This is a genomic window from Burkholderia sp. E168m23 (assembly GCF_016586125.1).
Lineage (GTDB): Bacteria > Pseudomonadota > Gammaproteobacteria > Burkholderiales > Burkholderiaceae > Burkholderia > Burkholderia orbicola.
Genome location: NZ_BCPP01000520.1, coordinates 1 through 5004 on the forward strand (window position 1 = coordinate 1; position 5004 = coordinate 5004).

The 5004-nt window shown below is 70.6% G+C and carries 5 protein-coding genes; 4 read left to right on the top strand and 1 reads right to left on the bottom strand.

What is annotated here, in order from left to right; all coding sequences use genetic code 11:
- Nucleotides 1-136 (bottom strand): FAD-dependent oxidoreductase (locus tag JMF90_RS23690; protein ID WP_201325494.1); only part of this gene is annotated, 136 nt, incomplete at its 3' end.
- Nucleotides 137-276: 140 nt separating this feature from the next.
- On the opposite strand from JMF90_RS23690, the gene JMF90_RS23695 reads away from it, so the two are divergent.
- The 4 genes from JMF90_RS23695 to JMF90_RS23710 form a co-directional block, all read left to right on the top strand.
- The gene (locus tag JMF90_RS23695) at nucleotides 277-717 is read left to right on the top strand and encodes an Rrf2 family transcriptional regulator (protein WP_006479723.1); all 441 of its coding nucleotides are present in this window, start codon (nucleotides 277-279) and stop codon (nucleotides 715-717) included.
- A gap of 261 nt (nucleotides 718-978) precedes the next feature.
- The gene (locus JMF90_RS23700) at nucleotides 979-1569 is read left to right on the top strand and encodes a DUF2760 domain-containing protein (RefSeq protein ID WP_011694611.1); all 591 of its coding nucleotides are present in this window, start codon (nucleotides 979-981) and stop codon (nucleotides 1567-1569) included.
- Nucleotides 1566-3407 (top strand): Hsp70 family protein, encoded by a 1842-nt coding sequence (locus tag JMF90_RS23705; RefSeq protein ID WP_011694612.1) that lies wholly within the window; start codon nucleotides 1566-1568, stop codon nucleotides 3405-3407. The genes JMF90_RS23700 and JMF90_RS23705 overlap by 4 nt, the downstream gene beginning before the upstream one ends.
- Before the next feature lie 5 nt (nucleotides 3408-3412).
- On the top strand, nucleotides 3413-5004 hold a 1592-nt coding region (locus tag JMF90_RS23710), incomplete at its 3' end, for an Hsp70 family protein (RefSeq protein ID WP_201325495.1).

Genomic DNA, 5004 nt, shown 5'->3' on the forward strand with positions numbered 1-5004 from the left:
CGTGTTCGGCAAAACGGTTGCGCGGCCGGCCGGCATCGATCACGAGCACGCGGCGGCGTGCCCGCGCCAACTGCATCGCGGCCGACAGCCCCGCGAAGCTGCCGCCGATCACGATCACTTCATGATGGGTATCCATGCATCCACTCCTTTCTGAACCTGCGTGACGGACAGACGTGTTCCGCTGGCGGCCAACTCATGAAACACGAGCAGTTGCATGATAGGGCGGTGATATCATTCATGCAACTTCAGAAGTTTCGAGAGAGGGGAGCTCCGCCCGTGAGAACCGACAGCCGTTTGTCGCGCATGCTGCATGCGCTGATCCACATGGACCAGGCCGACGGCCCGCTGACGTCGGAGACGATCGCGACGATGCTGTGCACGAACCCGGTCGTCGTGCGGCGCCTGCTCGGCGGGTTACGCGATTGCGGTTACGTGCAATCGGAGAAGGGGCACGGCGGCGGCTGGGCGCTGAGCGTCGCGCTCGACGACATCACGCTGCTCGACGTCTATCGCGCGGTGGGCGAGCCGCCGCTGTTTTCCGACCTGGTGCCCGAGGACGAGCCCGAATGCCTGGTCGAACAGGCGGTCAACGCGCATCTGTCGGCGACGCTGAAGGAGGCCGAAGCGTCGCTCCTGGCACGCTTTGGCGAAGTCACGCTCGGCATGCTGTCGCGTGATTTCGAGGCGAAGGCGGCGCTGCGGGGGTACACGCGCTGACGTGGCGCAGCATCCCGATCGAGCGCGCCTGACATGCAATCTGGCACGATCCGGCGCGGCCGAAACCGCCGCGCCGCCATGTTCTGTCCCCCAACTTCTGCCCGGTTCGCCCGCCACAGGGCAAAATACGGGTTTTCCGCACCCGCGAGGGCGCGTTCGAATCACGCGCCGGGCGGCGCCAGTGCGCATGCCGCACGCCGCCGCCCGGCGCCCAGGCAAGAAACGCTCGCCGTGCTGCGAGCCCACAGGAGTCCAGACCCCATGCCCGAATCCAACCTGTCCTTCTTCGGCCGGCTGTCGCTGGCCGTCGGCACGTTCTTCTCCGTGCTCGGCAATCGCGAGTTCGCGGCCGACGTACTGCGCGTGCGCGATGGCGCGTCGGCACCCGTTGCACCCGTCCCGACCCCGGCACCCGCTGCCGCGCCCGTCGCACCCGCGCCGGTGAAGGCGCCGGCCCCCGAGCTGCGCGAAGCGAGCCCGCAGGCCGCCCTGCAACTGCTCGGCCTGCTGCAGCGCGATGCGCGCTTCATCGATTTCGTCGAGGAAGACATCGCCGGCTACGCGGACGCCGACATCGGCGCGGCCGCGCGCCTCGTGCACGACGGTTGCCGCGCCGCGCTGCGCGAACACTTCACGATCGTGCCGGTGCGCGATGAAGCCGAAGGCAGCCGCGTGACGCTGCCCGCCGGCTTCGACGCGACGGCCGTGCGCGTGACCGGCAACGTGGTCGGCTCCGCGCCGTTCACCGGCACCGTCAGCCATCGCGGCTGGCGCGTGTCCGACGTGCGCCTGCCGAAGCTGACGGGCAGCCACGACGCATCGGTGATCGCACCGGCGGAGGTGGAACTGTGAGCGATCCGCGCTATTCGATCGGTATCGATCTCGGGACGACCCATTGCGCGCTGTCGTACGTCGACAGCAGCACGAGCGACGGCGAAAAGATCGTGCAGCAGGTACTGCCGATCGCGCAACTGACCGCGCCCGGCGCGCTGGAATCGCGCGACCTGCTGCCGTCGTTCCTCTACCTGCCGCATGAAAGCGAACTGACCCAGGGCGACCTGACGCTGCCGTGGACGGCCTCGCGTGCGTTTGCGGTCGGTGAGATGGCGCGCACGCGCGGCGCCGGCACGCCGATTCGCCTCGTGTCGAGCGCGAAGAGCTGGCTGTGTCACCCGGGCGTCGACCGCCGCGCGGCGATCCTGCCGAGCGATGCGCCGCCGGAAGTGGCCCGCGTGTCGCCGCTGGAAAGCTCGATCCGTTATCTCACGCACCTGCGTGAAGCGTGGGACCACGCGCATCCCGACGCGCCGTTCGCCGACCAGGACGTGACGGTGACGATCCCCGCGTCGTTCGATCCGGCCGCGCGCGAGTTGACGGCCGAGGCCGCCCGCGCCGCAGGCTACACGCGGATGACGCTGCTTGAAGAGCCGCAGGCGGCGCTGTATAGCTGGATCCAGAAGAGCGAAGGCGGCTGGCGCAAGCAGGTGCAGGTCGGCGACCTGATCCTGTGCGTCGACGTCGGCGGCGGCACGACCGACCTGTCGCTGATCGCGGTGGTCGAGCGCGACGGCAATCTCGAACTGCATCGCGTGGCCGTCGGCGAGCACATCCTGCTCGGCGGCGACAACATGGACCTCGCGCTCGCGCACGTGGTCGCACGCAAGCTCGCGCAGCAGGGCACGCAGGCCGATCCGTGGCAACTGCGCGCGCTGACCTACGCGTGCCGCTCGGCGAAGGAAACGCTGCTGTCCGACCCGACCACCGATGCGGTGCCGCTCGTCGTGCCGAGCCGCGGCTCGAAGCTGATCGGCGGCTCGATCCGCACCGAGCTGACGCGCGCGGAACTCACGCAGACGATTCTCGAAGGCTTCTTCCCGCAGGTCGATGCGGCCGCGCGCCCGGTGAGCCGCGCGCGTGTCGGCCTGACGCAGCTCGGCCTGCCGTATGCGCAGGACGCCGGCATCACGCGCCATCTCGCGGCGTTCCTCGGTCGCCAGGTCGCGGCGCTCGACACGCTCGAAGGCGTGCAGCGCACGCTGCCGCAAGGCGCGACGTTCCTGCATCCGACCGCCGTGCTGTTCAACGGTGGCGTGTTCAAGTCGACGCTGCTCACGCAGCGCGTGCTCGATACGCTCAACAACTGGCTCGCCGCCGAAGGCGCGCCGCCCGCGCGCCTGCTCGAAGGCGCGGATCTCGATCTCGCGGTCGCGCGCGGCGCGGCGTACTACGGCTACGTGAAGCGCGGCCGTGGCGTGCGCATTCGCGGCGGCACGGCGCGTGCGTACTACGTCGCGATCGAATCGGCGATGCCCGCGGTGCCGGGGCTGGAGCCGCCGGTGCAGGCGCTGTGCGTCGCGCCGTTCGGGATGGAGGAAGGCTCGGACGCGGCGCTGCCGCCGCAGGAGTTCGGCCTCGTCGTCGGCGAACCGGTGCAGTTCCGCTTCTTCGGGTCGTCGGTGCGTCGTCAGGATCAGGTCGGCACGCTGCTCGACTACTGGTCGCCGGAAGAGCTGCAGGAGCTGGAGGAAATCCAGGCGACGCTGCCCGCCGAAGGGCGGACGGTCGGCGAAGTCGTGCCGGTGAAGCTGCATGCGCGCGTGACCGAAGCCGGCACGCTCGAACTCGAGGCGATCCCGAGCGGCACGAACGAGCGCTGGAAGGTCGAGTTCGACGTGCGCGGCGCCGCCTGAGCGCGATGAAGCGTTATACGGTCGGCATCGACCTCGGCACCAGTAATACGGTCGTCGCGTACGTCGAGGCCGGTTCCGACGCGATCCGCGTGTTCGACGTCGAGCAACTGGTCGGGCCCGGCGCGGTGGCCGCGCAGCCGCTGCTGCCGTCGGTGCGCTATCACCCGGCGGCGGGCGAGTTGCCGCCGGACGCGCTGCGGCTGCCGTGGGCGGCTGATCCGAAGGTAAACACGAAGGCGAACGCGGCCGATGCGCCGCCCGCCGTGATCGGCCGCTATGCGCGCACGCTCGGCGCGCAGGTACCGGGCCGGCTCGTGTCGAGCGCGAAGAGCTGGCTGTCGCACGCCGCGGTCGACCGGCTCGCGGCGATCCTGCCGTGGGGCGCGGCCGACGGCGTCGACAAGGTGTCGCCGGTCGACGCGAGCGCGAGCTATCTCGCGCATGTGCGTGACGCGTGGAACGCGCGTTTTCCCGATGCGCCGCTCGCGCAGCAGGACGTGATCCTGACGGTGCCCGCGTCGTTCGACGACGGCGCGCGCGCGTTGACCGTCGAGGCCGCGCGACGCGCGAAGCTGCCGGCGCTGCGGTTGCTGGAAGAGCCGCAAGCCGCGTTCTACGACTGGCTGTACGGCCAGCGCGACACGTTGCGCGAGACGTTCACCGTGGCGCGGCGCGTGCTGATCTGCGACGTCGGCGGCGGCACGACCGACCTCACGCTCGTCGACGTCGCGCCGGGCGACGACGGCGAACCGACCTTCACGCGCGTCGGCGTCGGCAATCACCTGATGCTCGGCGGCGACAACATGGACCTCGCGCTCGCGCGCCTGGTCGAGTCGCGGCTGACCGAGCCCGGTACGCGGCTGTCGGCCGCGAGCCTGTCGCAACTCGTCGAGCGCTGCCGCGCGGCGAAGGAGCGGCTGCTCGGCGACGACGCGCCCGCGTCCGTCACCGTCACGCTGCTCGGCGCGGGCAGCAAGCTCGTCGGCGGTGCGCGTTCGGCCGAGCTGACGCGACAGGAAGTCGAGCAGATCGTCGTCGACGGGTTCTTTCCGCAGGTCGAGGCCGGCGAATTGCCGCGCCGTGCGCGCGCGGCGATCGTCGAATTCGGCTTGCCGTATGCGAGCGACGCGGCCGTCACGCGCCACGTCGCCGCGTTCCTGAAGCGTCATGCGGAAGGCCCGCTGCCGGACACGCTGCTGCTCAACGGCGGCGTGTTCCGCGCGGGCGCGCTCGCCGGCCGTCTCGCGCAGACGCTCGGTACGTGGCGCGGCGCACCGCTCGACGTGCTGCACAACGCGCATCCGGACGTGGCCGTCGCGCGCGGCGCGGTGGCCTACGGGCTTGCGCGCGCCGGACATGCGCCGCGCATCGGCGGCGGCTCCGCGCGCAGCTATTTCCTCGTGCTCGACGATGGCGCCGAGGGTGCTGTCGCGCGCGGTGTTTGTCTGCTGCCGCGCGGCGCGGAAGAAGGCCGCGAGATCCATCTCGACGATCGCACGTTCGCGCTGCAGCTCGGGCAGCCGGTGCGCTTTCACCTCGTATCGACGGTGGCCGACACGAAGTACCAGCCCGGCGATCTCGTCGATCTCGACGGCGG